The 26,267-nt window shown below is 38.8% G+C and carries 26 protein-coding genes; 4 read left to right on the forward strand and 22 right to left on the reverse strand.

Annotated features, from left to right (window positions below; all coding sequences use genetic code 11):
• Window positions 1–20: 20 nt before the first annotated feature.
• Window positions 21–194, forward strand: a complete 174-nt coding sequence (locus tag HC179_RS09430) for a DUF2759 domain-containing protein (RefSeq protein ID WP_168864100.1) — start codon at window positions 21–23, stop codon at window positions 192–194.
• Window positions 195–544: 350 nt separating this feature from the next.
• On the opposite strand, the gene HC179_RS09435 is transcribed toward HC179_RS09430, so the two are convergent.
• From HC179_RS09435 to HC179_RS09495, 13 genes are all read right to left on the reverse strand, one after another.
• Window positions 545–859, reverse strand: a complete 315-nt coding sequence (locus HC179_RS09435; RefSeq protein ID WP_168864101.1) for an MTH1187 family thiamine-binding protein — start codon at window positions 857–859, stop codon at window positions 545–547.
• Window positions 860–877: 18 nt separating this feature from the next.
• On the reverse strand, window positions 878–2,008 hold the full coding sequence (locus HC179_RS09440) for a YqgU-like beta propeller domain-containing protein (protein WP_168864102.1): 1,131 nt from the start codon (window positions 2,006–2,008) through the stop codon (window positions 878–880).
• Window positions 2,009–2,137: 129 nt separating this feature from the next.
• On the reverse strand, window positions 2,138–3,337 hold the full coding sequence (locus HC179_RS09445; RefSeq protein ID WP_168864103.1) for a M14 family zinc carboxypeptidase: 1,200 nt from the start codon (window positions 3,335–3,337) through the stop codon (window positions 2,138–2,140).
• Between the two features lie 127 nt (window positions 3,338–3,464).
• A complete protein-coding gene (locus tag HC179_RS09450) occupies window positions 3,465–5,360 on the reverse strand; it encodes an LTA synthase family protein (protein WP_168864104.1) in 1,896 nt (631 codons plus the stop codon).
• Between the two features lie 398 nt (window positions 5,361–5,758).
• Window positions 5,759–6,718, reverse strand: a complete 960-nt coding sequence (locus HC179_RS09455; protein WP_168864105.1) for an ROK family glucokinase — start codon at window positions 6,716–6,718, stop codon at window positions 5,759–5,761.
• A 16-nt stretch (window positions 6,719–6,734) separates the two neighbouring features.
• Entirely contained in the window at window positions 6,735–6,926 is a 192-nt protein-coding gene (locus HC179_RS09460) for a YqgQ family protein (RefSeq protein WP_168864106.1), read from the reverse strand.
• Window positions 6,927–7,484: 558 nt separating this feature from the next.
• On the reverse strand, window positions 7,485–8,921 hold the full coding sequence (locus tag HC179_RS09465) for a spore germination protein (protein WP_168864149.1): 1,437 nt from the start codon (window positions 8,919–8,921) through the stop codon (window positions 7,485–7,487).
• A 180-nt stretch (window positions 8,922–9,101) separates the two neighbouring features.
• Entirely contained in the window at window positions 9,102–10,622 is a 1,521-nt protein-coding gene (locus HC179_RS09470; RefSeq protein ID WP_168864107.1) for a rhomboid family protein, read from the reverse strand.
• 85 nt (window positions 10,623–10,707) lie between these two features.
• On the reverse strand, window positions 10,708–12,426 hold the full coding sequence (locus tag HC179_RS09475) for a methyl-accepting chemotaxis protein (RefSeq protein ID WP_168864108.1): 1,719 nt from the start codon (window positions 12,424–12,426) through the stop codon (window positions 10,708–10,710).
• 320 nt (window positions 12,427–12,746) lie between these two features.
• Window positions 12,747–12,926 (reverse strand): hypothetical protein, encoded by a 180-nt coding sequence (locus HC179_RS09480; protein WP_168864109.1) that lies wholly within the window; start codon window positions 12,924–12,926, stop codon window positions 12,747–12,749.
• A gap of 64 nt (window positions 12,927–12,990) precedes the next feature.
• Window positions 12,991–13,935, reverse strand: coding sequence for an L-lactate dehydrogenase (locus HC179_RS09485; protein ID WP_168864110.1), 945 nt, complete (start codon window positions 13,933–13,935; stop codon window positions 12,991–12,993).
• Window positions 13,936–14,022: 87 nt separating this feature from the next.
• Window positions 14,023–14,817 carry a DUF92 domain-containing protein gene (locus HC179_RS09490; RefSeq protein WP_168864111.1) on the reverse strand — a complete coding sequence of 265 codons (795 nt, stop codon included), beginning with the start codon at window positions 14,815–14,817 and terminating at the stop codon, window positions 14,023–14,025.
• Window positions 14,795–15,370 (reverse strand): 5-formyltetrahydrofolate cyclo-ligase, encoded by a 576-nt coding sequence (locus tag HC179_RS09495; protein WP_168864112.1) that lies wholly within the window; start codon window positions 15,368–15,370, stop codon window positions 14,795–14,797. The genes HC179_RS09490 and HC179_RS09495 overlap by 23 nt, the downstream gene beginning before the upstream one ends.
• A 366-nt stretch (window positions 15,371–15,736) precedes the next feature.
• Between HC179_RS09495 and rpmG the strand changes: the two genes are divergently transcribed.
• Window positions 15,737–15,886 (forward strand): 50S ribosomal protein L33, encoded by a 150-nt coding sequence (rpmG, locus tag HC179_RS09500; protein ID WP_010194590.1) that lies wholly within the window; start codon window positions 15,737–15,739, stop codon window positions 15,884–15,886.
• Between the two features lie 38 nt (window positions 15,887–15,924).
• Here the strand turns inward: rpmG and HC179_RS09505 are convergent, their stop codons facing one another.
• Both HC179_RS09505 and HC179_RS09510 read right to left on the reverse strand, forming a co-directional pair.
• Complete coding sequence (locus HC179_RS09505) at window positions 15,925–16,986, reverse strand: nucleotidyltransferase family protein (RefSeq protein ID WP_168864113.1); 1,062 nt, start codon at window positions 16,984–16,986, stop codon at window positions 15,925–15,927.
• A 14-nt stretch (window positions 16,987–17,000) separates the two neighbouring features.
• Window positions 17,001–18,740 carry a glycosyltransferase family 4 protein gene (locus HC179_RS09510; RefSeq protein WP_168864114.1) on the reverse strand — a complete coding sequence of 580 codons (1,740 nt, stop codon included), beginning with the start codon at window positions 18,738–18,740 and terminating at the stop codon, window positions 17,001–17,003.
• 237 nt (window positions 18,741–18,977) lie between these two features.
• Between HC179_RS09510 and HC179_RS09515 the strand changes: the two genes are divergently transcribed.
• Both HC179_RS09515 and HC179_RS09520 read left to right on the forward strand, forming a co-directional pair.
• Window positions 18,978–19,358, forward strand: a complete 381-nt coding sequence (locus HC179_RS09515; protein ID WP_168864076.1) for a hypothetical protein — start codon at window positions 18,978–18,980, stop codon at window positions 19,356–19,358.
• On the forward strand, window positions 19,348–19,854 hold the full coding sequence (locus tag HC179_RS09520) for an endolytic transglycosylase MltG (RefSeq protein WP_168864115.1): 507 nt from the start codon (window positions 19,348–19,350) through the stop codon (window positions 19,852–19,854). The genes HC179_RS09515 and HC179_RS09520 overlap by 11 nt, the downstream gene beginning before the upstream one ends.
• Before the next feature lie 408 nt (window positions 19,855–20,262).
• On the opposite strand, the gene HC179_RS09525 is transcribed toward HC179_RS09520, so the two are convergent.
• The 7 genes from HC179_RS09525 to HC179_RS09555 form a co-directional block, all read right to left on the reverse strand.
• Window positions 20,263–22,383 carry a heavy metal translocating P-type ATPase gene (locus tag HC179_RS09525; RefSeq protein ID WP_168864116.1) on the reverse strand — a complete coding sequence of 707 codons (2,121 nt, stop codon included), beginning with the start codon at window positions 22,381–22,383 and terminating at the stop codon, window positions 20,263–20,265.
• Entirely contained in the window at window positions 22,373–22,768 is a 396-nt protein-coding gene (locus tag HC179_RS09530; protein ID WP_168864117.1) for an ArsR/SmtB family transcription factor, read from the reverse strand. Before HC179_RS09530 ends, HC179_RS09525 begins: the two co-directional genes overlap by 11 nt.
• Window positions 22,769–22,853: 85 nt before the next feature.
• Window positions 22,854–23,720: a permease gene (locus HC179_RS09535; protein WP_168864118.1), complete on the reverse strand. Its 867-nt coding sequence runs from the start codon at window positions 23,718–23,720 to the stop codon at window positions 22,854–22,856.
• A 72-nt stretch (window positions 23,721–23,792) separates the two neighbouring features.
• Window positions 23,793–24,239: a MarR family winged helix-turn-helix transcriptional regulator gene (locus HC179_RS09540; protein WP_168864119.1), complete on the reverse strand. Its 447-nt coding sequence runs from the start codon at window positions 24,237–24,239 to the stop codon at window positions 23,793–23,795.
• Window positions 24,240–24,357: 118 nt separating this feature from the next.
• On the reverse strand, window positions 24,358–25,395 hold the full coding sequence (locus HC179_RS09545) for a zinc-binding dehydrogenase (RefSeq protein WP_168864120.1): 1,038 nt from the start codon (window positions 25,393–25,395) through the stop codon (window positions 24,358–24,360).
• A 107-nt stretch (window positions 25,396–25,502) separates the two neighbouring features.
• Window positions 25,503–25,676: a hypothetical protein gene (locus HC179_RS09550; RefSeq protein WP_047969328.1), complete on the reverse strand. Its 174-nt coding sequence runs from the start codon at window positions 25,674–25,676 to the stop codon at window positions 25,503–25,505.
• Between the two features lie 156 nt (window positions 25,677–25,832).
• Window positions 25,833–26,267, reverse strand: a complete 435-nt coding sequence (locus HC179_RS09555) for a protein-tyrosine phosphatase family protein (RefSeq protein WP_168864121.1) — start codon at window positions 26,265–26,267, stop codon at window positions 25,833–25,835.

Below are 26,267 nucleotides of genomic sequence, written 5' to 3' on the forward strand. Positions count from 1 at the left end.
CTCTGAAAGGGGCGTTAACCTTGCCATTAGTTATTATTTTTGGACTTGTAACACTTTTATGCGTATTTGCACTTGTCCGTTCCCTTAAAGAAAAAAACTTCTTAGCAGTTCTTTTCGCTTTTGGAACAGTTGCAGTTTTTGGTTGGTTTACGGTAATGACTGTCATTCAACATGGTTACCCGGTAGCACATTAATTTACTTAAGACAAGAAAAAGAGTATCCACCCGTATTGGGAAGGATGCTCTTTTTTTCGTTCAGAGAAATATTCAAACCAAAATCAAATTGGTGAATATACTATATTTAGGGATATAAGGAAAGACTATAAATATAAAATTTGCAGGAGGGTGATATGGTTGGCATTAAGAACATTGTGCGGTAGTTGCAGTGGGACAGGGAGAAAGAAGCTCTTCATACTGCCCTTCTACAAGAAATGTAACAAGTGTAAAGGACAAGGCCGCTTAACAAAAAGTTTCTATATTTAATTAGATAGAACAAAAAAATGCCAGTACACTCAAATAAAGGTGCCTGGCATTTTATTTATTATTTATATGGAGCGTTTAGACTCCACCGCGCGCAGCTTATCTTCCATTTGTACACTTTTGTCTCTGCGATCATCTATCCTAATATTGGTTGCTACTCGATGAAGGCCTTTTTGGAACGGTGCTTCGTGGATCACTTGTACCACATGCAATAATGTCGGGAGCTCTCCCTCTATAATGGTACTCATCGGAGTTAATTTATAGTTGATTTTTCCTTCTTTTTTAAACCCCTCTAATATGTCTTGAATATCTGCAACATAGTCACTTACACTCGGCCCATTGGTTCCAATAGGAATAACGGTGACATCAACAATTGCCATTCTTTTCACACCCCTCTTTTAGGATAATTCCACTAGATTTACTATTTCCTTAGTTGAAGGAATTATTAATTGTTCTAATTGGTAGCCGTATAAACAATAGATGCCGTTTGGAGAGCATTTCAATGGCTTGTTCTCCATATTTTTTGCGAGAACCTTTTTCTTTCCATTTGTGGTGTCGAATGAAATGAATTGAAAGCCTTCGGTATATCCATCTGCATTCCCAGCACGATTTGACTCAAATGTGTAAAACATTTTTGAGTTCTCTACAAAATCATAATAAGGAATAAAGTAATTGGAATATAGCGTGAGTAAGGGCGCTTGATAGGACTGAATTTCTCTCAAATCAGGGAAGTAAGAAAATGAATAGGACGCTATTCCATTATCATCCACTGCCCCAACGGTTAATAGTAGGCTTTCATAGGTATGAAACATTACAACGCTTTCCTTGAGCTGCTTCTTATCTTGCGTATTTAAGTTCACTGCATTAAGCGGAGCTTCCAGGGAAGGCATATCATGATTCCAATCTATATAAGCTATTTCTTGATCTGAAAGCCATTGGACAAACGGATCTGTCACATCTTTTTTTACCATACTTTTGTTCCTTATATCAAGCAGAAAGCTATCGTAAGACCAGTCCTCCTTAAATGAGGAAACAACTAGCTGTTGACCAGAAAAGGCATTCCATGAAAAAACAATATCTATAGAGTTATCAAATTTCCATTCTGCAAGTTCTTCTCCTTTATCAGATAGAACACTTAACTTCCCTTCTGTAGCGGAAACCGCAGATCGAACAAGAAACATATCATACGTCTTATTTGCTTCTACTGACATTATCATTTCTTCAGATTTGTAAAATACATCTGTTTCACCGGAAACCAAATTAAAGGTGTGAACAATAGAACCGGTTCCATCGTTAACTATATATAATATGGTTTCATCATTTAACCATTCTGAAACAGCACTAAATTGATCAAAGGGTATAGAGAGCTTTTTAGGTGGTTCATTATGAAAGATTAATGGTTTAGAAGGTTTTTGTTTTTCCTCGTTCGAGAGAGCAGGTGCGTTACTAACTTCCTTGGGGTGAGAAGGAGATTGACATCCTATCAACATACAAATTATGATACAGACTACCCAAAAATTCTTTTTCATTGCACCCCTCCTTTTTTCCTATCTTAATAACGATTATGAGGCAGGAAAGGTTTCAATACAAGCTAAAAAAATTAATATTCCTACAGTAATAATTTCCCCTAAAAAACGGCAAGCTGGCTGCTTTGCCGTTTAAGTATATAGGGAAGCTAAAAAGATGCCGAGGGTTTTTTGATAAATAGTGTCGTATTGGGACAATGGAAGTGGGTTAATTCCTTTACCAAGTTCCAATGTAAAGCCAGGCTTTTTATATTCCTGAATGAACCAATCTTTAAATCCAGCATGACTGTCGACATATCGGACGCTTTTATAGGTACTGACCCTTTCAAACTCCTTAGCGATCCTTTCACTCTCCATAGGTTCCAGCCCTTCATATCCCCAGTAGAACTCTTCTCCTTGGGTGTGAACTGCAATCACTTTATTAAAGTGTTCTTTATCGGCCAGGTTTGCCATTGCAACTGCTTCAGGCTCAGTCAATGGCAGGTCACCGGGATAATCTCGAGGGGAAGGAATTTTCTCCTCTTTTCTAACCTTCTCAATTTTCCAATTGGCAGGAAAATGTTTATTTAAGTCTATCCCTCTGATGTTTGCCTTCCACCCTAAATAATCAGGACGATCCTGATTAATGCTTTCCACAAGTTCCTTGTATGGAGTTTCAGCTGGAGGGCCATTTAGTACAAGATCTACTCCGTCAGGGTTTACCATTGGAACAATTGACAGTTCTGATTGTTCATATAGAGGTGTGCAAGACATTCCTCTCAATGGGGTAAAGTTTGTTAAACATCTAAGGTAATCATTGAGTAAATTCATAATTACCGCACTAGTAATCCATTCGTTTGCATGAAAACTGCCATTCCAATGTATTTTATTTTTCCCTTTCCCTAATCGGATGTGGTGCAATGGTTTTCCCATTACAGATTGTCCAATAGAAGTGCATTGAATAAATGGGTAGATGTCCTTTAGCTTTTCAATATCATTTGCTAATGATTGATAATCGTATAGCTTTTTAGGGTTAACAATATTTTGTGTCATTCTTTGTGGGACGTTCAAAACATCTCCAGCTTTTAAACGAGCGAAATCTTTATCTTGATTTATCAACAGCAAACAATCTGGTGACAGATTTAGTTTTTGAGCGATTGTATGGATGGTCTCCAATTTATGAATCCTATGCTCTTTAGGTACATAACCCGGAATAGCTATTTCTTCGCCCGTATTAAGGAGTTCTGATTCAGATGGTATAGCAGGGTTGGAATCAAATATTAAATCTAATGACACCCCAAATATTTGGCCATAGTACCATAAGGAGTCCCCTTTTCTTGCCAAGACTTTCATTCTAAATCACCGCCCACCATTAGCATTTATACTAATCCATATGGTGAAAGGGTAAAATTTAGAACGATATGTAGATGTATAAAGAAAAAACACCGAAAGCAATTAACCTGCCTTCGGTGTTTTGAATTTAATCTTCCAATTTACTTTCGTCCATTTGTATGGATGTTCCATCATAGAAACGAAGCAAATCTCCGTATACAATTTCATCGGAATATTGAAGCTCTTTTTTCGCTTTTTCCATGTAAGGCTCACATGCAGATGGGTCTGTCTCTTCTTCCGTTTCCTTATCATAGCAAGCGTTTTTTGCATATACCACTTTGTCTGTAACAAAGCTACCGTCACGGAATACAACAAAATCATTTCTGTCTTCGGAGAAAAGATCTGCACCGAATTGAATATCATTTTTTGTTTCCATTCCAAGTAAGTGTTTGATAGTAGGTTTAAGGTCAATCTGTCCACCAACTGTATCAAATTCTTTCGGATTTTTATCCGTTACACCTGGGATGTGTACAAACATTGGCACACGCTGCAATTGAGCACTTTCAAAAGGAGTTATTTCTTTTCCTAAATACTGGCTCATTGCTTCGTTATGGTTTTCAGAGATACCATAATGATCACCGTACAGGATGATGATGGAATCTTCATAAAGACCTGATTTCTTTAACTCATCAAAAAGGACTTTAATTGATTCATCACTATATCTTACTGTAGGGAAATAACGGTTCAAGGTACGACTATTAGAATCAAATTCATCTACAAATTTATCTTCTTCATCCAAGACAAATGGGAAGTGATTGGTTAACGTAATAAATTTGGCATAGAAAGGTTTTTCTAGATCCTGCATGTAGGGAATTGATTGTTGGAAAAACTCAATATCCTTCAAACCCCAACCTACAGAGTTTTCTTCGTTTACATCATAACTTTCTATATCGAAGAATTGGTCATATCCAAGTGATTTATACATTACATCGCGATTCCAGAAACTTTTGTTGTTTGCGTGGAAAGTAACAGGTGTATAACCTTCTTCTTTAATTACGTTAGGCGTTGCAGTATGGAAATCATTTGTTCCATGAGTGAAGAACACGGCACCGCGTCCTACAGGGTATAAGGAATTATCTAATAAAAATTCAGAATCAGACGTTTTCCCTTGACCTGTTTGATGAAAGAAGTTATTAAAGTAATAACTTTGGTCTTTTAATTCATTTAAGAACGGAGTGATCGGCTCACCGTTGATTTCCTTATCAATAACAAATGACTGCATGGATTCTAATTTTACCACAATGACATTCTTGCCTTTTGCAATACCATAAAGATCGTCATTTGGTGCTTTATAGCTAGCATTAATATAGTTTTGAATTTCAGCAAGTTCGCTTCCATCCGCCATCGCACGTTGTGCACGAGTTTTCGACTGGATGACAGCATCATACACATGATAGTTGTACGTACCCAAGTTTTTCACAAGGATTTCACGATCAAATGTACGAGTCAATAATTGAGGTCTTTCTGTTTCAGCCAAACCTAAGTTGAAGAGAAAAATACCTACAATAGATAAGAAATACATCTTGCGAACTTTCGGTCTCCACGTGCTCATGCTCACAAATGAAGGAGTCCACTTTGCAATGGCAATCAGGATAATTACATCAATGAACATTAGTAAGTCCACTGGTGTCATTAGTTCTGTAATACTACCACCTAGATCACTCATGTTACCTGATTGGAAAAGTAACGGAATCGTGATGAAATCATTAAAGAAACGGTAATAGACTGCATTTGCATAAAGTACAAACGAAACGATAAAACTTGTAACAATTAGGTATCGCTTCATTCCCTTTTCTTTAAAGAAGAGGGCAAAACCGGCAATAAGCAGGATAAAGCTTAATGGGTTAATAAATAAAATGAATTCTTGTTTTAGGGATTCAATTGTAATGTTAAAACTTGTTTTATATACGATATATGTTTTTATCCAGAGCAGGACAACTGCAATTAGGATAAAAGGCACTTTTGATTTAAAGGCTTGCTTCATCTTTTTTTTACCTCCTTATAGCAAAGACAGGGAAGCTCTTTATTAGTTTCGGTATTTATTATTATTGTTTAAAAAACTTTTTAGATGTATCCATGACCAACTTTTCATCACTCAAAAAATTTGGCTACGACATATCTTAAAACTTTTTTTACAAAAAATCAATGGATAATTAATACTGTATTTATATTAAAGAGCTAGAATAATAGTCTTGGCGCTGTTTGCAACTATATATAATAGACGCGGTACAAGCCGAAAAGTTTCATAAAACAAAGATGTTTTTTTATTCTAAATAGTCAAACAAAATGGAGGCTTCTATTAAGAAGCCTCCACTACGCGCTATTCTCGCTTCTTTCTATCTTTTTTACCCAAGAGAAAGAAAGAATAAACTATACACTTTTTTACAATTTTGTTTTTGCAAGGTAAGCCGCTCCGATTACCCCAGCATCGTTTCCTAGGGTTGCTTCAGCAATTTTCACGCCAACCTTGGTTCTTGGAAATAAGTATTTTACAAAATGATGATGAACAGGACCTAATAATTTATCTCCTGCTTTTGATACTCCCCCACCAATAACGATTTTTTCTGGATTCATGGCGTTTGCCAAATTCGCAAGTGCGAGTCCTAAATAAGCAGAGACTTTATTGACAACATATTGAGAAATTTCTTCTTTAGCATCTGCCTGCTCAAATATTAACTTTGCTGTCAATCCTTCTTGTTGTGCTAATTCTTCCAGCTTACTACCTGGTTTTTCTTCCATTGCCTCTTTAGCAAGACGGACAATCCCAGTAGCAGATGCAATCGTTTCCAGACACCCTGTTTTTCCACAGTTGCAAGGTGCTCCCCCTTCTGTGATTACGGTAATATGCCCTATTTCTCCGCCAGCACCGTTTATGCCATGGACAATTTCTCCATTGGTAATGATACCTCCGCCAACTCCCGTACCGAGAGTAACACAAATGAGATCCTTAGATCCTTCACCGGCACCCTTCCACATTTCCCCGATAGCAGCAAGATTCGCGTCATTATCGACTACTACAGGCAACCCAGTTTCTACTTCTAATAAATCTTTAAGTGGGTAGTTTTCCCAGCCTAAGTTAACTGCTTCATATATTAAACCTGTTGCCATATTGACTGGGCCTGGCGCACCCATTCCCAATGCTTTCAATTTCGATTTTGACTCGCCAAGTTCCTCTAATTTACTATCTATAGCTTTTGCAATATCTGTTGTGATATTTTTGCCTTTTTCACTTATATCCGTTACAATCTCCCATTTGTGAGCGATTTCACCGTATTGTGTAATAAACGCCATTTTTATCGTTGTGCCACCTAAGTCGACACCCACTAACCATTTGTTTTCCATTTGTTTCACCTTTTCTTTATCTTAATTTGGATAATTCTTGTCGCAGGATGATCATGGCGGACTGGAACACACTTGCGTCCAATACTCCTGAGCGATAGAGCTCCCTTATTTCATCTTCCATAAGCTCTAAATCTGCAATTTTGTCACCAGTATAAATAAAGGCTCCAAAACTTTTTAATAGTTGCCTTATGTCAAAAATTGTTTTCATGACTTCACCTTTTCTTCTTTACTAGCTGAAAGGGTTTACGCTCCATTTTTAGTATAAAGGATTCACTTGTGGCGTCAAGCAAGAAAACATAAGAAAAACCGAGAAAACCATGCCAGTCCTTTTAATTCTGAAAAGCTTAAGTTGGATGGTTAACCTCCGCTGTTCCTTTCCGCAATTGGCTTCGCTTTCCGCGGGACGGTGCTTGAGCCTCCTCACTTCGTTGCGGGGTCTCAACCAACCGTTTCTCCCCCGCTGGAGTCTTCGCCATTTGCTCCAATCCACAGCTAGGAATCACATAAAGGTTAATGATGTTATTTTAAAACTTAAACAATTCCTTTTTTTGAATGAAGTAACCTTGCTAATAGTGGAAGGCGCGTAGACGCCCGCGGGAGTGAAGGGACAGGTGAGACCCCGGAATTCGAAGCCTGAGGACGCTCACGGACCGGCCGCAGGCAAGCGAAGCGCCTGGAACGGAAATCAACCTATTATATGCTTTCTTAATCTTCATAAAAAAACGGATGGATTGAGGGCCATCCGTTTTCCTTTATTAATTTCTTTTTATCTATCCGGATCTTTCGGATGTAGGATTGTTGGCCTTCTGTTTTTCAACGGAATCGGTGATCGTATTATTACATCTCGAAACCCTCTGTAGTTGAATGGGATAAATGGCCAAAGGTAAGGAACGTTGTAGGACTTCATCATCATCAGGAATAGAATGAGAATGACAAGCCCGATCATAAAGCCAATTACTCCAAACATGTAAGTCAATAAAAGGAGCACAATCCGAAATAATCTGTTTGCCAAGCTGAGCTCATAACTTGGAGTTGAAAATGTTCCTATAGCAGCAATGGCTAGGTATAAAATTATTTCTGGTACAAAAAGACCTACTTTTACTGCAACATCTCCTATGAGAATTGCCGCCACTAATCCAAGGGCGGTACCTAAAGAAGTCGGCGTATGAATGGCTGCCATTCTGAGCATGTCCATTCCAATTTCAATAATAAGTATTTGGGCAATTAAAGGAACTTCACCCGTTTCAGTCGGCCCGATATAAGATAGTTGTTCAGGCAGTAACTGTGTATTCGTTGCTAGTAAGTACCATAAGGGCAGAATAAATATGGAAGCCCAGACTGCAAGAAATCTAACCAGCCTTAAGTACGCCCCAACAACCGGTTTGTTTCTGTACTCTTCAGCATGTTGGAGATGATGCCAAAATGTAGCCGGCGTAATGATGACACTTGGAGAACCGTCTACTATGACTAATACATGTCCTTCATATAAATGAGCTGCTGCTGTATCTGGCCTTTCTGTGTATCTGACTGTAGGATAAGGATTCCAGTGTCTTCCTCCTACAAATTCCTCTAGTGTCTTTTCAGCCATTGGCAGACCATCTGTGTCAATGTTGTTCAATGAATCTTTAATTTTTTCTACCAGATCAGGATCTGCCATTTCATCCATATAACAGATACTTATATCAGTCTTTGATCTTCTTCCAACCTGTAAATATTCCATCCTGAGTGAACTGTCTCTTATCCTTCTGCGGATTAATGCACAGTTGAAAATCATTGTTTCGACGAAACCATCCCTAGAACCGCGAACCACTCTTTCCATATCAGGTTCTTCCGGACCTCTAACAGGATAGGTTCTCGAGTCAATAATGATTGCTTCCTCAAGTCCTTCTACAATTATAACTGTTGGACCTGCAAGGACCTGATCTACAACTGTTTCCAGATCGTCGGTTTTACCGATTTCGACATAAGGTATGTAGGTCTTTAATAACTTGTCCAGAGGTTCTTCATCAAGATCTTCTGGCAATAGGTCGGATAGAAATTTCATTAAAAAGAGCATGATATCATCTTTACCGAAACCGTCCACTAAGAACATACCTATTTTTCTACCCGCATAATGGAGATCCAGAAAAATTAAATCAAAACTTTTATCAACTGCCATTCTTTCTTTTAAATATCCAACATCTTCATCGAAGTTTCCCGACATTTTTCTCGTTGGTTTTTGCCAAGTCAAAATGATTTCCTCCTAATTCTTCATGTATTAGGTTTGAAGTACTTATCATCTTTTCATTTTCTGCTAATCCAAAAGAAAAAATACAAAATCATACAAAAAAACAGCAGGAACTCCCATTTCAAAGGAATGGTAGCCCCTACTGTTTTAAAGAATTTATTCTCCCTCTATCAACCCATCTATTTCTGTGCGAAGGCTAGTATATGCTTCCACATTAGAATCAAGTTCAATGGCTTTGTTAATGGAACTTGATGCCTTTTCAGCGTCATCCAGCTCCAAATAAACTAATGCTAAATTATAATGCGCTTCATGAAAACTAGGCTGAAGAGTAGTAAGTCTTTCTAATCGATTTTTCGCATCCTCTATTTTACCTTCTTGAATATCAATGTAGGAAAGATAAAAGAGGACCTCAGGGAATTCCTCCGCCCTTTCTTCTAAATCAATAAGTAGAGTATATGCTTCTTCATATTCTGCTTGTTGAATTAATGTTTCTGCCTGTTTAATAAGGGCAGTTGGATTCTCAGCATTGTACCCTTCTTGTAAGAGAAAGAAAGTTAAAATAGAAGCTGCCGCTAAACCAAGAATTCTTTGAATCAATTTTTTGTGATTCGGTAAATGCACTATAGCTGATGCTAAAAAACCACCAATCAAGCCGCCAATATGACCTGCATTATCAATACCTGGAATGGTGAATCCGATCGCTAGATTTATTCCTATTAATACGAGAATGTTCGTACCCATTGTCCGGAAAAATAACTTAGGATGGGTTATTCCAACAAACAGGAGCGCACCAAAGCAACCAAAAATCGCCCCCGAAGCACCTGCAGACAACGATGAGGTAAAAACAAAACTAGCTAAAGAACCAGCAAATCCTGCAAACAAATAAATGGCTAGAAAGCGGATGTTCCCATATATCCTTTCAACCGCAGTGCCTAGGTAAAATATCGCCATCGTGTTCAGTATTAGATGAAGAAATCCAATATGGAGAACGATAGGGGTAAAGAAACGCCACCACTCCCCTTCCAAAATGGATGGGTTATATTTTGCACCATATTTAACCAATGTTTCAGGATCCTGACTTCCCCCATTTGTCTCAAGTAAATAAAACATTACTAGGTGTAAAAAGATAAAAAAATAGGTGAAAAGGGGTTTTCCATGTTGAAACAAGGACCTTTCCTTTTTATCTCTTTGTGAGGATGCGTATAGGACACTTTGCTTGAGATGATATAGTCCGAGATCATCTAATGCGTCCTGTTCCTTTATGGTTACCTCATCCCCAGTTACATGAGAAATCCTGTTTAATGCTTTTTGTGTATTGCCTTCATGCAACACGATAGAATGAAGTTCCGTTTTTTCATTTACAAAAGGTTCTTCCACCCTGAACTCCCAATCATCGACAGGAGGGTATGAAGATACATATATATTGAAAGCCTGTAAACGACGCTTTCGCAGTTGCTGCTTGAAATTAACAACGTGTCTCGATGCATTTTCAATATCACGTTGAAGCCACGTGCTCCAATCAAGATCATGTCGATAAATTCTGATGATCGGTGCTTTTTTATGGGTAAGGTTTTCTAACCAAAGTTCGTTTTGATCTGGAGAGATATGTAAAATTCGATATTCTTTCATTACAACAAAATGTTGAATGAGCTGCCAAAATAAGATATCTTGTTTCAATTGCCCGCCTCCTCGTACCCTTTATTTTAAATGGTCCAAGGAGAAAAGTAAAAATATAACTATACTAATGTCGTTTCTAGGAAGTTCAATTATCGATTTCAAACCTTGCAGCAATAACAGAAAGAGATTTAGACAGGGCATTTAATTTTTTGCCTATTTCATTTGTGTACTCCATCTGCTCGACCTGATTTTCACTTGCTGATAGCATTTCCTCTGAACTTGCTGAGGTTTCTTGCGAGACAGAGAGCAAACCGTCAGCTGCAAACTCTAAGTTGGGTAAAAAATCTTTCCAACCCTTCAAGTCTCCATTAATGACTGTTAGATTCTCGCTCACTTCTTCCATTTCAGACATGAGCTCATCAAATGTAACTTTTGATAGGTTTGCCATGTGTAAGTTATCTTTAATTTTAATATGCATGTTTTCAAATTCATTTACAGCATTTGCTGTTACATTTTCCATATGCCCAATGGAATTTGTGATTTCCTCGGCGGCAGAAGTCGATTGTTCTGCTAGATTCCTTACTTCATTAGCTACAACAGCAAATCCCCTCCCTGCATCTCCTGCTCGGGCAGCTTCAATGGTTGCATTCAGTGCCAATAGCTTTGTTTGTTCCGCCATCCCTTTAATTAACCCAACTAATCCAGTAATAGAGACTGAGTAGTCTTTTACATTTTTTACGGTGTTGGATAATTCTTCAAAATCCTGTTCAAATTTCATAATAGTTGTGATAAGCGTGTTCATGTGTTTTTTCCCAATCTCGGCAGAGTCATCCATGCGGTTAGAACTAGAAAAAACACGGGACATATTTTTTTGCATTTCTTCAATAATGTCCTTCATTTCTTTAATCGTTTGGACACTGGTCTCAGAACTAGAAGCAGTTTGCATAGCCCCTTCTTTTACCATATTGATTGAACTTATCAATTGATGTGTGGAAACCATAGAATCTTCTGATGAAAGTCCAAGGTGGGTACCTGTCTCTTCTAATTCTTTAGTCGTTTGCTTTATCTCTTTTAATACTTGTGTCATGTTATGAATCATAGAATTATAGCTCTTGTTTAGAGACACAATTTCAGGAATAGATGTCTTAATGTTTTTAGCCGGCCGAAGATTCCCTTCTCTCCCTTCTCTCATTGCTTCCCGAAGAACAGATAATGGCTTTGTTAAAGTTCGAACAAAAATAATTGTAATGCAAGTGAAAAGAACGATACTACCCATGATAACGATAAGTGTGAAAATGCCCATATCATGGACAGGACTTAAATATGAACTAGTTGGGATAATTAAACCATAAATTCCACCCAACTCCTTCATCTCCCTAAAGGAGATAGTATATTCCACCCCATTAATCTTTTCTTTTATAATGCCATTTTTGCTGGTGACCATTGATACCACCATGGAATCTGTCATATTAGGAAGATTACCTTCACTTACCTTGAATGGCTGTGTTTCATTATTGGTTATGTAAAAAAACTCCGAAAAGATTCCATCCTCCATCAGTGTATCCCTCTGAGAGCGTATGTTCACCTCTAACTGCTGCATAAAATATGCATCATCACTTATGTATGTAAACTTTAAGTTTTCTGCAATGTAACCCATCAGCTCTACTTCTCTAACAAGACGGTTTTCTATACTAGTGACGGTCATTTCTTTTGATTTGATGTAAGAAACTAGCCCGACTGCCGATATAGACGCTAACATCAATGTTATAAAGAGCAGGAATAGTCTTGTTCCTAGATTTATTTTTCCAATGTAATGTTGAAATTTCTCTTCCGTTCTCTTTTTATATTTTACTAGTTGTTTCATCCAGTTGATCCCCCTGTAACTCCTATTCGTCTAATAAAATAAATTATAGAGGAAGAATATTAATATAATGTTAATTTTATGTAATTTTTATAACAAAGGCTCTCTTAAACACCGCTGTTGATTTCCTCAAATGGCTTCGCTTTTTGCGTGGCGACCTTGAGCCTCCTCGGGCTGCGCCCTGCGGGGTCTCAACATTGTCGCTACTCCACCGCAAGAGTCTTCGCCATTTGCTCCAATCAACAGCTAGGTTGCTGCAAAAATCAACAGTATGCTTTAAAAGAGCCATAACAAAAGAAAAACCACCAGCAACTACTGGCAGTTTATCCTCGAAATACGGTTTGTAAAAAGCGGTCGCGTACAAAAGGAATATCCATTCCGAATGCAACAACAAATCTCCTGATGCTACCGATTCCCAAAATATAATTTAGGATTTTATAACGACTTTGGTAAATGGCATATGTACCCACGCCTATTAGAAAAATTCTTAGTAAGAATCCCATTGTCATCCCTCCTATCTATATCTTGCTTAAAAATGAAAAAAACATGCCCAAGAATAGGCATGTTTTAGAATACTTTATCTTTTATTTCTGAAAGTACTTGAACAGAGTGCTGAAATTGCTCTGTCTCTTTTTCACTTAAGTCAAGTTGAAGAATTTCTCTAATTCCGTTTCTGTTGACGATAGCGGGAACTCCAATGTAAATGTCCTCACTTTCATACTCTCCATCCAAATAGGCTGAAACGGTCAATATGGAATTCTCATTTTGAAGGATTGCCTTTGTCAGCCTGACAAGCCCCATGGCAATTCCATAATAGGTTGCACCCTTTCTCTCTATAATTTGATAGGCTGCATCTCTTACACTGACAAACAGATTATTCAGATCTTCTTCTTTGTACTTTTCTTGTTTTGCCATCAGCTCTAAGATTGGTTTTCCACCAATATCAGCTTTACTCCATACCGGCAGTTCCGTATCTCCATGTTCACCAATGATATAAGCATGCACATTGCGGGCATCTACTTGAAAATAATCACCGAGAACATAGCGGAACCTAGCAGTATCCAGAATGGTTCCAGAGCCGATCACCCTCTCTTTTGGCAGGCCTGAAAACTTCCAAGTAGCGTAAGTTAAAATATCAACTGGATTTGTTGCAACGAGGAAGATGCCATCAAATCCATTTCCCATTACTTCATCCACGATACTTTTAAATATTTTCGTATTCTTTTCGACAAGATCTAATCTCGTTTCACCTGGTTTCTGATTGGCACCGGCACATATCACCACAATGTCTGCATCCTGACAATCCTTATAATCACCATACCAGATTTTCGTTGGTGTTGGCGCAAATGCTATTCCATGATTTAAGTCCATTGCATCGCCTTCTGATTTCTCCTTGTTCAGATCAATCAATACAAGCTCTTCTGTCACGCCTTGATTCAATAAGGCAAATGCATAACTTGAACCGACGAACCCAGTTCCTATTAAAGCAACACGACTAATTCCGTTTCTCATGGTATCTCCTCTTTTCACCTAGGTTACTTTACAAATATATTATATCAAAAAAGATTGTGAAATACTGAGCAAAATATAACTATTTCGTTACATTAATATCAGGATAGTGATGACACTTGCTATTAAAATGGAGGAGATATTGACCACATCATTGTTCACCCACGAATTGCCTTTTACTAATTGAGTAGGCTGAAGACAGTGTTCTGTTTTTTCCACTAGTTTTCCGCACACTTTACATCTGTAGGCTGATTGCACAGTCGCTCCTAAAAATGTATCAATAAAACAGCCCATCACCCCCATTGCGGTAAGCAGAAGGGTTATCGTGAGATTAATTTCACTCCAGAAAAAGTAGGAAACGACACTTATTAAAGCAGAACCTGCAACTGACGCTAGTGTTCCTAGTAAAGAGATTGCCCCGGACGTTCCTGGATCCACTGTTTTCATCTGTATGATGGAGAACGGTCGTTTCTTACTCAGTGAACCTATTTCCGATGCCCAAGTATCTGAGTTTGCGACGGCAATGGCAGCTACAAAGCCGTAAATCCAATAATCAGCAGGAAACAGATATGCCAACACCCCTAATAGCGCAGGCACTCCGCCATTAGCGAAAACTTGCATAATATCACGTTGCGAACCTTTTTCGTGCATATCTGTAATGCTTTCCTTCTGCTTACGATTATATTTACTCCAGTAACTAGAAGTAACAAAGAACAGTCCAATCAACAGGAGACCATACCCTTTAAAACCTAGTGCAATTAAAATCCCTACTAGTAAGGTTCCAACCGCTCCGGAAGCAGCTAATGCCTTTAGCTTATATCCTCCAAAAACTAACGCAGCAATACCTATTAACAATAAAATCTCATTTTCTAATAGTGCAGTCATACACGCCCTCATTTGTTACAATTTTATGTACGGGTATATCGAATTGATCTGTTGGAACTTTTTTAACCAACTGTTCAGTAAATGCCAATGATACTTTAGATCCCGTGTAATCAACCAGGTAGCGGTCGTAATATCCACCGCCGAAGCCTATTCTATATCCTTCCTCATCAAAAATCAGACCAGGAACCAGAATGAAATGGAGCTTGTCTTTATGGCATATTTCCACTTCTGTGACAATGGGCTCTTTTAATCCAAAGTAGACGGTTTCCAGTTGATTGAAGTTTTCTAGAAAATAAAACTCCATGCTTTTATTCTTTGGAAAGCACTTCGGAACGGCCACTTTCTTTCCTTCTTCCCACGCGCGCATGATAATGGCTTCTGTATCCACTTCAGGAAAACGTGAAATGGTCACAGCAATTGTTTGTGCATACTGCCATTCTTTTGTAGCAAACAGCTTTTCGTGAATTGCCTTGCTTTTTGCTGCATGGCTTAAACGTTCCATGTTCCCTAGTATTTTCTTCATCTCTTCCCTTAACACATTTTTCTCTTTCATACCTTGCCTCCTAAAACACTCTTACTCTTACCATACCAAAATTTATTTAAACCTACACCCATAACGAAAGAAACAGAGCGTTAAAGCAATCTAGTATGTCCAAGCTAATCTTCCCTGTTGACTGAAGTGGAGGGGGTGAGACTCCTGCGGGAGGTAGCGGTAGCTTGAGACCCCTGAAGCGTTGCGAGGAGGCTCAAGCACACGCCCCGCAGAAAGCGAACCCCCATAACGAAAGGAAACAGGGCGTCATTATAACTCCACCGAACTTTATTTTCCCCATCCCGAAAAAAAACTGGCATTATAAAAAAAATAATGATATTATAGTAAGGTCTGAATTGAATGCACTATATGTTTGGAGGGATAACGATGCGCGTAAACGTAACTTTAGCTTGTACTGAAACTGGTGATCGTAACTATATCACTACTAAAAATAAACGTAACAACCCAGATCGTCTTGAGCTTAAAAAATACAGCCCAAGATTGAAAAAAGTAACTGTACACCGTGAAACAAAATAAGCAGCAGGATTTTCCTGTCTGCTTATTTTTTTTGCCCATTAACCTGCTTCTACAGGGCTAATATTCTTTTTATTTTTAACCTTCACAGAAGTACCCGCTTTATATCCCTCGCTAATCTGGTACCTTGGAGCAATTGTTACATTCCTTATGGATGATGGAGAGGTGTGCTCAATGGTTACATCATCCCAGACAATACTCCTGCTCAACTCACAATCCTTTGTTATTTTGGAGCTTTTACCAATGATGGTGTATTTACCAATAACCACATGGTCTCCCAAATAAGAGTCGTTGCCGATATATGCCGGCCGATTAATGGTCACATTGTCTTCCATTTTTACATTAGATCCCACCCATAGGTTTGGCAATACCTCTTCAGCAGCTATATTGACTCGGACTTTTTTATCCAGCATATCGTATTGGGCCTGCCGGTAATCCTCATGACTACCAATATCCTTCCAATATCCATTTGCATGGTAACCATATAAGCTCATGCCGTTTTTAATAAGCCTTGGGAAAATGTCCTTGCTGAAATCATACGCTTTTCCCTTTTCCATCATACATAATACAAACGGATCTACCACATAAATACCGGTATTTACAATTTTACTGAATTCCTCGTCTTTCAGTGGTTTTTCCACAAACCTCCTGATATGACCTTCTTCATCGGTATCAACAACACCGAACTTATTCGGCTTTTTGACTTCCTTTGTAAAAATAGTAAGTAAAGAATGTTTTTGCACATGATAGTGCACCCCTGCCATTAAGTTAAAATCGGTTAAAGCATCCCCGCTTATAACTAGAAAAGGTTCATCAAGAAGGTGCTCGGCATTTTTCACGCTTCCAGCAGTACCTAAAGGAACCGTTTCCTGGAGATAGGTTATTTTTACGCCCCATTGCGATCCATCCCCAAAGTAATTTCTAATTTTATCGCTTAAATATTGAAGGGTGATGATGATATCTGTAATTCCATGCTCTTTTAAGAGTTCAATGCTGTATTCCATGACAGGTTTATTCAGTAGTGGCACCAATGGTTTTGGGAGCTTTTGTGTTAACGGCAACAGCCGGGTACCCTTTCCCCCAGCCAATATGACTGCTTTCATATGCTAAATCCCTCCTACTGGACGGAAGAAGTAGTAACTGTTGTCTCATAAACCGCCTCTGTCTGATCTCTTACATCTTCCCAGTTGTATTTTTGGTTCACTTCGTTAAATGCTTTTTCACGGAGTTTTGAACATAACGTTGGGTTCTCGATTAAAGAATATATTTTTCCACAAAGATCTATGCCATTACCAGGCTCAAACAACAGACCGTTTTCTCCATCTTTAATGATAGAAGTAAGTCCTCCAGTCTTAGCCGCTATAACAGGTTTACCAGCTGCCATTCCTTCTATAGCCACTATCCCAAACGGCTCATAAACGCTTGGTACAATAAGCATGTCGCATCGCTCTAGCAAGGTAGCTTTTTCATATTCATTTACATATCCAATGAACAGCACGTGTTTCTCCAACCCAGCCTGCCTAACTAATGCTTTATAATCCGACAGATATGGCCCTTTGCCAGCCAGTATAAAAAGACATTCAGGATAAGATTCATTTATTTTTTTTGCAGCATCTATTAAAGTCATTATTCCTTTTTCAGGCACCATTCTGCCCAAAAAGAGAATTAGGTGTGAAAATGATCTTCGGTTTATAAATTCCTGGACGCTGTCACTTCCCTCAACGGAAAGGGCAACACCATTAGGGATAACATAAATTTCCCTTTTCCCGTTAATGTATTTCTCCACTTTTTTCTTCATATATTCGCTACAAACAATCAATGTTTCAGAATGTAGAATCAATAACTTTTCCCATTTAGCAGTTTGCTGCTGCATTTTAGTATCAAGATTGCTTCTACCTTCTTCAAGTGCATGAATGGTTGACACTATAGGAAGTCTCATACTTTCTTTCAGTGCCCTTGCAGCAAATCCCACAAGCCAATCATGGGCATGAATGATAGTAATTTGTTGCTGACTAGCTACGTTCTGCACCTGTTCAACTAGATTCATATTAGTTTGCGCGACAAAAAGATGAAAATTATCATAAGAACATTCCACTTCTTTTGCCCTATAAACTTTTATCCCCTCCACTGACTCCGCCTTGGGTGCTCCAAGGCAATGTGGGGTCACAAGCGACACACGATGGCCTGCTTTAACCAGCTGTCTGGACAATTGCCAAACATGCTGCCCAAGTCCTCCTAACATAGCAGGGGGAAACTCCCAGGATAACATGACAATATGATAGGTATTTTTTATTTCTTCTTGTAACAAATGATTATGTGATGAGTGAACAGAATAGAATACTTCAGAAGTAACAGTTTCTTGAAATGTTCCAGAATTTAACTGACGTGCTTTTTGAAGTTCAAATGAGGGTTTTTCATAAAAAGTATATGCAGCATTCAACTGTTGCCATTTTCTTTTATCAATCATATTTAAAGGTGTCCATATAGCTGCGTTTTCTAAAGGCGCCTTAATGCTGCTCTCCATTTTTAACTTGTCGCTTTGAAAAAAAGGGAAAAATCCGTCCGCTTTTCCTACCCCAATTTCCGCTCGAATGAAATGGAATTCGTTGATTTCTGGAAGAGTTATACTTCCACTATTCATTTTGGTTAGTATATCTAAAAAGAAGACATTAGTTCTACTAACCTGTGAGCTTCCTTTCCAACCAATCAGCCTGATAACCAAACCTTCCTCCCCTAATGACTGATAGGCCTTAACAAAATCTGTCCTCCATTGATCCACGGTCCATTCAGCTTTTGGTTCTCCAGCATCATTCAACATCAACTTAATAAATTCCTTATCCGATCTAATGTAGCTCATGGTCCAAACCTCTTCCCCCACGAATCTATCTTTTCTATCATCTTATCACGTGAATTTTCTTTTCCACAACAGCCGGTTTTTGTCGTCTTTTGTGTTATAACGTAAATTTTTTATGTCCGTTGACAAAAAACGTTCACAAAACCGTCATATGTTTCTGAGGAATTTGTCGAAAGACTATTTTTCCATCTCTACTCCTATGATATAAAAAAGAGAGAAACTTTTATCTGAGGTGAAAAAATGTTAATTGCAAGCATAAGTTTAATCATTATTGCAGTCGCTGTGATTGTAATTTCCTTCTTTGTGGATGACAAATTTGCTGATCTGGAAAAAGAAATGGAACAGTTATCCTTTGATGTTGTTCAGGACAAATATAAGTTGGAAAGAAAAATGAAAGTATTAGAAGAAGAACTATTGGGTGGAACTACTCCTATACATAAGGTAAAAACAAAAAGACAAGCAAGCCACCAAAATGTAAGTGAAGAAGATGTTGCTATTTCTCTTTACCAAAAAGGATACACTCCTTCTCAAATTTCTCAATTCACTTCCACTTCCATGGACAAAGTGGAACAGATCCTTCAATCTGCCAACCTAAAAGGAAACGTAGCCAATGAGAACTAATCTTAGAGCATTCGCAATTGGCATCCTCTTCGCAACAGGAGTAATGGGAGTTGCTTATTCTATTGTAAGTGCAGGGGCAACCACATTAAATGAAAAAAGTATTCAGGCGTATGCCGCTGAAAACGACCTTCACGTGCTATCAAAAGAAGAGTACGACGAGTTATTGCCTGAAGTGGAACCGGTAAAAGAAACAAAAACGGAACAAAAAGAAGAAGTGAAAAAAGAGAGTAACAGCAGCCAAGCTGCAACAGAAGAAGAGAAAGAAGAAGTTGAAGAAAAAGAAGAAGAGAATGAACCTTTCGAAATCGTGATACCAGACGGCATGGCAACTTACGAGATCACCGCGTTATTAGCACGCGAAGGAATCATCGAGGATGACAAGAAGTTTGACACTTACCTCGAAGACAAAAACATTGCTACCAAGGTACGTTCTGGAACGTTCACCATGAAAAAGGGCATGAGCTATGAAGAAGCTGCAGACGTTTTAATTAAATAGTCTTATTCATGAAGAGGCACCTCGCTGACATAGGAGGTGCTTTTTGTATGAAACTAAGGGAAGTTTGCCTACAGCTTCTGGCAGGATAACGGTAGGACCGCTCCATCAGACGAACAAACTGTTAACTAAAATTGAGCCCCTGAATCGAATCGGGCGATAATATGAAAATACGGGCGATTTTTTTAGGAATCGGGCGATAATAGAAAGTTACGGGCGATTATTCAGATTTACGGGCGAAATATCCGACTTTACGGGCGATAATTTATAAAATCGGGCGATTCCATATAAACGGACTTTTTCAAAATTTTTCTAGGCCCACTGAAACTAACTCCAATAATAAAAGTAGCAGTCTCCCATGCCCGATGTCCATCGGTTAAAGAAAACTGCTACTATCTCCAAAATTCTTCATTAACCTTTATCTTTTACCTTCAGAAGCCTCAAGCTATTTAACGTAACAAGCAGTGTTGCTCCCATATCGGCAAAGATTGCAATCCACAAGGTAAGCCAGCCTGGAATCACCAACAATAACGCTAAAACCTTTAATCCTAATGAAAACGAAATGTTCTGCTTTATAATGGTTAATGCTTTCCGGCTCAGTCTGATGGTGAATGGAAGCTTACTGAGGTCATCACCCATCAATGCTACATCTGCTGTTTCCAGCGCGGTATCAGTTCCCGCTCCTCCCATTGCCACTCCCACTGACGAAGCTGCAAGCGCAGGTGCATCGTTAATTCCGTCCCCCACCATCATCATGCTACCGTGCTTTTCTCTCAATTCTTTGATATAACGAAGCTTATCTTCCGGAAGCAGACCTGATTTAACATGGTCTATCTCCACCTCGTGTCCAATTGCTTCGGCAGTCCTATTGTTATCACCTGTCAGCATGTATAAGTGAGGAATACCTATTTCCTTCAAATTTTTCACACTGGAAGCACTACTTCCTCTTATCTCATCTCGGATCCCAAGAACACCAAAGATCTTGTCAGAAGTCCCGACTACTATTACTGTTTTTCCTGCATTTTGTAATAGATGGATATTTTCTGCAAGCCCCTCCACTTCGGGATGCTTTTGACCCAAGAACCAATTCGGACTTCCTGCTTGATAAAGGACACCGTTAATGGACCCCTTTATCCCTTTACCCGCAACAGATTCAAAATTCTCCATAGTATGATCCGTATCAGCTACTCCAATCTCTTCCGCCTTCTGGAGGATAGCTGAAGCTAAAGGATGGGTCGAACCACTTTCTAGTGTCGCAATAATTCTTAGCAGCTCTTCCTCTGTTATATGAAAGGCCTGAACATCTGTCACTTCTGGTGCCCCTCGGGTAAGCGTCCCCGTCTTATCAAAAGCAATTGCCTTTATTCGACCCACTTCTTCAAGGAAAACCCCACCCTTAATAAGGACTCCATTTTTCGCAGCATTCCCAATAGCTGTCACAATAGCAATAGGGGTAGATATAACGAGGGCACATGGACATCCAACCACAAGAACCGCAAGCCCTTGATATATCCAAGTGTTCCAATCAGCCCCTAGGAACAATGGTGGAACTATTGCTACTAGGAAAGCAATCACGATAATAAGTGGTGTATAGTATTTCGCAAACTTATCCACAAATGCCTGAGAAGGCGCTCTTTCTGCCTGGGCTTCCTCTACAAGATGAATGATTTTAGCAATCGTGGTGTCCTCTACTCTTTTTGTAACCTCCACTTCTAAAAGCCCATCTTCATTAAAGGTTCCAGCAAATACCTCATCATTCACGCCTTTAGATACAGGAATACTCTCCCCTGTAATCGCAGCTTCACTGATGGATGCTCCTCCTTTCACAATGACGCCATCCATTGCAATTTTTTGACCAGGCTTTACGAGCATCCGGTCGCCAATCTTAATATCTTTTACAGATACCTGTTTTTCAGTTCCTTCTATTAATATAGTCGCCTGTTTAGGAGAAACATTCATAAGCGATCTTATCGAAGCTCGTGCCTTTTCCATCGAATAAGATTCCAAAGCTTCACTTATGGCAAAAAGAATGACGACTGTGGCACCCTCTCCCCATTCACCGATAATCGCAGCACCTATGATGGCAATGGTCATTAATGTCTTCATGTCAAATTGAAGCCTAACCAAATTATTTAATCCTGTAAAAAACAATCTGTATCCACCTATTAAGATGGATGCAGCAAAAAGAATAGTTGTAGAAAGGTGACCTTCGCCCTGCTGAAAAAATGCCACCCAGCCCGTAACAAGAAAAAGAAATGAGAGGAGGACGGTAGCATGCTTTTTGTAAAACGGTACAGCAGGGTCTTCCGGCATTTCCTCTTGTTCAGGAGACACTTTTAGTTTGTCAAACGCACCGGCTTTCTCAATCTCACTTAAACTTGCAGCACCAGTTACAGAAACCTTGGATGCACCGAAATTTACCTTTGCATCCGTGACTCCTTCTATCTTTTTAACATTACTCTCGAACTTTCGGGCGCAGTTTGCACATGATAATCCTTGAATTCTATATATTTGCTCTTCGTTATTTTTCACGTGTCTTCACCTCTTTTTGATGGGTAAAGGCGATATCAATTAATTGTCTAACATGATTATCATCCAAGGAGTAATATACGAGCTTTCCTTCCTTCCTGAACTTTGCCAATCCGAGATCTCTTAGTAGCCTCAGGTGATGAGATGCTGTTGCGACTGTAGACTCAGTAATCGTTGCAACATCATGCACACAGAGTTCTTCTGCTAAATTGAGTGCCTGCGCTATTTTTAACCTGGTTGGATCAGATAAAGCCCGGTATATTTTTGCCACATCATTTGTTATTGTTTCATCTATTTGTTTCTTCACATTTTTTACTTTTGTTTCATTTGCACATTCTTCTTGACACTGCGGTGTTGTCAAAACTTCTGAACTAGACTTTGTTGACATAAAAAGTCCCCCTCTATATTCAAACATTCATTTGAATATTAGTATATGCCAACATAGCTAAAATAGTCAATACAATCACCTAAAATCAAATGAGGTAAAACAAGAACCCTGAAATCGTAGACATAGTTATGACAGAAATGACAAACGCTACCACTAGTTTTTTCTTAAAGATGCTATTTAATAACGCGACTTCAGGCAGACTCGCACCAGCTGAACTGATCAGCAAAGCCATGACAGGTCCCAAGGCCATTCCTTTAGCTATCATTATCTGCGATATGGGAATCATTGTAGAAAGTCGGATATATAGAGGTATACCTATTATTGCCGCAATCGGAACAAGCCACCAATTTTCTCCTCCAAGATATTGTGTAATCATTGAAGTTGGAACAGCGCCATGAATGAAGGCTCCAATGGCTGCGCCAATCAATAAAAACGGATAAACAGTTTTCATTAGTGTAAGTGTTTCTTTCCAAGAACGTTTGATGTCGAACCGTTTGGTTTTCGGTTGATAGTTCTTCAACAACACATTTTTTAATTGCTTTTCAAAACCTAATCTACCCAATAGTAGTCCAATCATTATAGAAAGAGTCGTTGTGGTTAGGGTATATATTAAAGCTACCTTCCAGCCTAGCAATGCTGTCATAATAGTCAGGATGGTCGGATCCAAAACAGGTGAAGCAAAAAGGAATACCATCACAATCCCAAAAGGTACCTTTCTTCTTAATAATGTGACCACCATTGGTATGGTGGAACAGGAACAAAATGGGGTAATAAATGCGAACAAGACAGCGAATAGAGAGCTTAGGAGAATATTACCGGCATTTAGCCACTTCTCCATTTTTTGAAATGGTACAAAAGATTGAATGATGGAAACCAAAAACGTAATGAGAACAAACAGGACCGTTAATTCCAAAGCGATGTACAAAAAACTTGTAATTACTTCTTTCCACATAAAAAACACTCCTTTATTTTATTTGCATTTTGCAAGTATTAACTTTGTAAAAAAGCAAGTATCATAACTTGCTTAATAAAACGGCTTACAGCACATGTTACTTTTGCTCATCGCTGCATTCAATATTGTTAAAGATTCTACTACATCAGCGCTCTCTTTTTCACTTAAATTAGAAAAAACATTCCCTAAATAATGAAGCATCTGTTGATTGATAGCACTTTCCAATTCTTCCCCTTTATCAGTTAGGTATAAGTGATACATTCTTTTGTCTTCAGCTGATTGTCTTTTTTCCACCAGCTCCAGTCTCACAAGTGTTTGAATTTGTCTGCTAAATGTGGTGATATCCATGCCGATTGTTTCCGCTACCTGTTGCATGGAAGGTCCTTTCGATCTTGCCAGTTCATATAAAATATGGCTTTGCACTTGGGAAATTTCAAAATCTTCTACCGAGCAGCAATTTTTGTTCAACATACCAAACCTTCGCATCGTAATTTGAAGAATCGCTCTAACGTCTTCCATTATTTTCACCTCTTATTTTTATTATAGTTTAATATTTGCATTTTGCAACTAATTTCTAAATTAAATTTCCTTATCAGCGCCAATTGTCTAAAATTAACGCTGACAGAAACGGTTACTTTCATTCTGGCAACAACAATATTTTCCCTAACTTCCCTTTCTCCTTAAAGTAAGTCTGGGCTTCCCTCGCTTTGTCTAAAGGAAATGTTCTATCAATGACAGGCTTTATTTTACCATCCGCTATTGCCTGAAGCATATCTTTAAACTCTTCTCTCGTCCCCAAGACGGATCCATACATTGTAATGTGTTTAAGATACAACGTTCTAAAATCCAGATTTGTCTTCTGCCCACCAGCTGATCCTGATATACAAAACTTTCCTCCGTTCTTTAAGACTTGAAGAGATATGGAAAATAAAGCATCTCCTACTACATCTAACACCGAGTCTATCGGCCCATCATTCACATTTAGGATTTCTTGAGATAGATTTTCGGACTTGTAAGATAAAACATGATCCGCCCCTAATTCCTTCAGTCTTTCTTTACCGTTTAGGTCCCCTACAATTGCAATTACCTTTGCACCAAAGACTTTAGAGGCAATTTGAACATTTAGTGACCCCACCCCGCCATTAGCGCCTGTTACCATGACCGTTTGCCCAGGTTGAATTTGAATCTGTTGGACCATATGCCAAGCTGTTAATCCACTTACTGTAAATACAGCACTATCCGAATAGCTAGGCAGGGGCATATCGAAACATAGGTCAGCAGGCCACACCACGTATTCCGCATAACCACCGTCGTATTCAGATCCTATAAAGGACATATCTTCTGAAATATGTTCCTTACCTTCTTCCCCACTAGACGTAAAAGGGAATAAAACAACATCTCTTCCAATCATAGACTCTTCTACCTGATTACCGATTTTCACTATTGTACCCGTTATGTCAGAACCAGGTGTACGTGGGAATTGTACTCCCTCTGGTTTCCAACCTGACTTAGAACCAGTACTGTATGCACCTTCTCTCATCCAGATTTCCGTATTATTTATCGCACAGGCTTTCACCTTTACAAGCACTTCATTTTCTTTTGGATTAGGTATTGGTATGTCTACTAATTCCAACATATCAACATCTCCATATCCGGTTACTTGGACCGACTTCATATAGACAACACCTTTCATTTTCATTTATCTTCATTTATAGTATTAACCTATTTTTTTATTTACGAAAAAAGAGCAAGCTCAATTTCACGCTTACTCTTCCTATTAACTTAACAACAATCACTATCTTTCATACCCAACAACACAAGCCCTTTGCCTTGTGGTGTTTCCTGGACATCCAGGACAAGGTCGGTTGTCATGCTTTCAATTTTCGGATCGATTGCCACTTTTATTGTATTTAATGTTTCCACTTTATCTTCTGCTTTTGCCTCATCCAGAGACAATCCTAATTGTGGGCTTCCTCAGCCCCAGCCTGCAAAGTAAACACGTATGTTGCTTGCCCCGTTTTCACGCAGGATATCAGTGAGTACGTCTTTTGCTTCGTTTGAAACCTTCACGGCCAGTCACCTGCCTTCTTATTATTTTTACTAAACGCTCGTTTAATTCTTAGTTTTTTCGTACATGTTTTGAAGCACTTCTTTTAACTCCGGCTTCACATTTATAACAGGACGTATGGAAGTTGCAAGCCTTTCCGCTTCTTCAACTGTACTAGCTTTCCCCAAGTGAAGAAGGGTACCCATGGCAACCGTTCCTGTTCTATTACGGCCTCCGGAGCAATGGAAGTACACTTTCTTTCCTTCTTGTTGAGCTTGTACGACATATTCAATAGCTGCTTTCACCGATTCATCCTGTTTGGCTGCATCATCTACGATTGGCATATGGATTCGAGGAAGGTTGTCTCCCAAGTTATCCGTTTCCGCCCGCAAGTCTATGATAACATCCAGTCCTTCGTTTGAATGTGCTTCTCTCGCTTGATCTGCACCTCCAATAAAGACATTTTCCATTAATGATTGATAGTTTTTTTCGTTTGTCAT

This window comes from Bacillus sp. RO1 (assembly GCF_012524115.1).
Lineage (GTDB): Bacteria > Bacillota > Bacilli > Bacillales > Bacillaceae_I > Sutcliffiella_A.